Raw genomic sequence first — 2,738 nt, forward strand, 5'->3', positions numbered from 1 at the left:
GGCCCCGGGCCCCGCGCCCCCGGTCCACCCGCCCGCGCGCGCCCACCGACCGGCATCCAGCCCCCGCCGCCCCGGCTCGCGCCCCAGCTCAGACCCCTGGTCACCCCCTCACCCCCGGCACCCCGTGCCAGTGAGGGCGGCATCATGTGACAGGTATCACCGCTCAGGTGTGACCCGCGATTTAGAGACCCCCCGCATGCGGCGATAACCTGCGAGACGGACATGCCGCGCGCTCGGTCACCGTGTGCGCCCCCCTTGTGACACAGCGGACGTCACGTTGCCCTTCGCGGCACGCCCACGCATCCAACGAACCGCGAGATCACTGATAGGGACGGAAGCGCGTGGACCTGTTCGAGTACCAGGCGAGGGACCTCTTCGCCAAGCACGATGTACCGGTGCTGGCCGGTGAAGTCATCGACACGCCTGAGGCGGCGCGCGAGATCACCGAGCGTCTGGGCGGCAAGTCCGTCGTCAAGGCTCAGGTGAAGGTCGGTGGCCGCGGCAAGGCCGGTGGCGTGAAGCTCGCCGCCACCCCGGACGAGGCCGTCGCCCGCGCGACGGACATCCTCGGCATGGACATCAAGGGCCACACGGTCCACAAGGTGATGATCGCCGAGACCGCCCCGGAGATCGTCGAGGAGTACTACGTCTCCTTCCTCCTCGACCGTGCCAACCGCACGTTCCTCTCCATCGCCTCGGTCGAGGGCGGCATGGAGATCGAGGAGGTGGCCGCCACCCGTCCGGAGGCCGTCGCCAAGACCCCGATCGACGCCATCGACGGTGTGACGCCGGAGAAGGCGCGCGAGATCGTCGAGGCCGCGAAGTTCCCGGCCGAGGTCGCCGACAAGGTCGTCAACGTCCTGGTCAAGCTGTGGGACACCTTCATCAAGGAGGACGCCCTCCTGGTCGAGGTCAACCCGCTGGCCAAGGTCGCCGGGGGCGAGGTCATCGCCCTGGACGGCAAGGTGTCGCTCGACGACAACGCCGAGTTCCGTCACCCCGACTTCGAGGCCCTCCACGACAAGGCCGCGGCCAACCCGCTCGAGGCCGCCGCCAAGGAGAAGAACCTCAACTACGTCAAGCTCGACGGCGAGGTCGGCATCATCGGCAACGGCGCGGGTCTCGTCATGAGCACCCTGGACGTCGTCGCGTACGCCGGTGAGAAGCACGGCGACGTGAAGCCCGCCAACTTCCTGGACATCGGTGGCGGTGCCTCCGCCCAGGTCATGGCGAACGGCCTGGAGATCATCCTCGGCGACCCGGACGTCAAGTCCGTCTTCGTCAACGTCTTCGGCGGCATCACCGCCTGCGACGAGGTCGCCAACGGCATCGTCCAGGCGCTGAAGCTCCTGGAGGACCGCGGCGAGAAGGTCGAGAAGCCGCTCGTCGTCCGCCTCGACGGCAACAACGCCGAGCTGGGCCGCAAGATCCTCACCGACGCCAACCACCCGCTGGTCCAGCGCGTCGACACCATGGACGGCGCGGCCGACAAGGCCGCCGAGCTGGCCCACGCCGCCAAGTAAGCACTCAGGACGAGGACAGAACACACCATGGCTATCTGGCTCAACAAGGACAGCAAGGTCATCGTCCAGGGCATGACCGGCGCCACCGGCATGAAGCACACCAAGCTCATGCTGGGTGACGGCACCGAGGTCGTGGGCGGCGTGAACCCGCGCAAGGCGGGCACGTCCGTGGACTTCGACGGCACCGAGGTACCGGTCTTCGGCACCGTCAAGGAGGCCATCGAGAAGACCGGCGCCAACGTCTCCGTCATCTTCGTGCCGGAGAAGTTCACCAAGGACGCCGTCGTCGAGGCCATCGACGCCGAGATCCCCCTGGCCGTCGTCATCACCGAGGGCATCGCCGTGCACGACTCGGCCGCCTTCTGGGCGTACGCGGGCAAGAAGGGCAACAAGACCCGGATCATCGGCCCGAACTGCCCCGGCATCATCACCCCGGGCCAGTCCAACGTCGGCATCATCCCGGGCGACATTACGAAGCCGGGCCGCATCGGCCTGGTCTCGAAGTCCGGCACGCTGACGTACCAGATGATGTACGAGCTGCGTGACATCGGCTTCTCGACCGCCGTCGGCATCGGTGGCGACCCGATCATCGGCACCACGCACATCGACGCGCTCGCCGCGTTCGAGGCCGACCCCGAGACCGACCTGATCGTCATGATCGGCGAGATCGGCGGCGACGCCGAGGAGCGGGCCGCGGACTTCATCGCGAAGAACGTGACCAAGCCGGTCGTCGGCTACGTCGCGGGCTTCACCGCGCCCGAGGGCAAGACCATGGGCCACGCCGGCGCCATCGTCTCCGGTTCTTCCGGCACCGCACAGGCCAAGAAGGAGGCCCTGGAGGCCGCCGGCGTCAAGGTCGGCAAGACGCCGACCGAGACGGCCGAGCTCGCCCGCGAGATCCTCGCCGGCTGAGCACGTCGCATCGCACGAGCGGGCCCGCTCCCCGTCAGGGGGCGGGCCCGCTCGGCGTTGTGGCGGGGCGGCCCGGTCATCCGGTGCCGGGCGCCAGCCTCTCCGGGCCGGCCTGGAACTGGTCGCGCAGCTTCTGCCGCAGCTCCAGCTCCTCGTCCGACAGGGCGCCCGGCGCCACCCTGGGCGGTACGCCGCGCACCGTCTCGCCCGGCGGCACGGGCGGCTCGTAGTGCGTCGGAGCCGTGCGCAGCGTCAGGGCCGTGGTCCCGATCAAGGCGACCGTGAAGGCGATCGCGGCCCGCG

2 protein-coding genes and 1 pseudogene are annotated in these 2,738 nt (G+C 69.4%); 2 read left to right on the forward strand and 1 reads right to left on the reverse strand.

The features are described 5' to 3' along the window. Positions 1 to 341 precede the first annotated feature (341 nt). Positions 342 to 1,523, forward strand: coding sequence for an ADP-forming succinate--CoA ligase subunit beta (gene sucC, locus GTW67_RS31285; protein WP_161168120.1), 1,182 nt, complete (start codon positions 342 to 344; stop codon positions 1,521 to 1,523). Between the two features lie 27 nt (positions 1,524 to 1,550). Then, positions 1,551 to 2,435, forward strand: a complete 885-nt coding sequence (gene sucD, locus GTW67_RS31290) for a succinate--CoA ligase subunit alpha (protein ID WP_161168121.1) — start codon at positions 1,551 to 1,553, stop codon at positions 2,433 to 2,435. 76 nt (positions 2,436 to 2,511) lie between these two features. Here the strand turns inward: sucD and GTW67_RS31295 are convergent. Continuing rightward, positions 2,512 to 2,738: pseudogene (locus tag GTW67_RS31295) on the reverse strand (helix-turn-helix domain-containing protein); the annotation flags it as partial.

The sequence above is a fragment of the Streptomyces sp. SID5910 genome (assembly GCF_009862125.1).
In the GTDB taxonomy this organism is placed as follows: Bacteria; Actinomycetota; Actinomycetes; order Streptomycetales; family Streptomycetaceae; genus Streptomyces.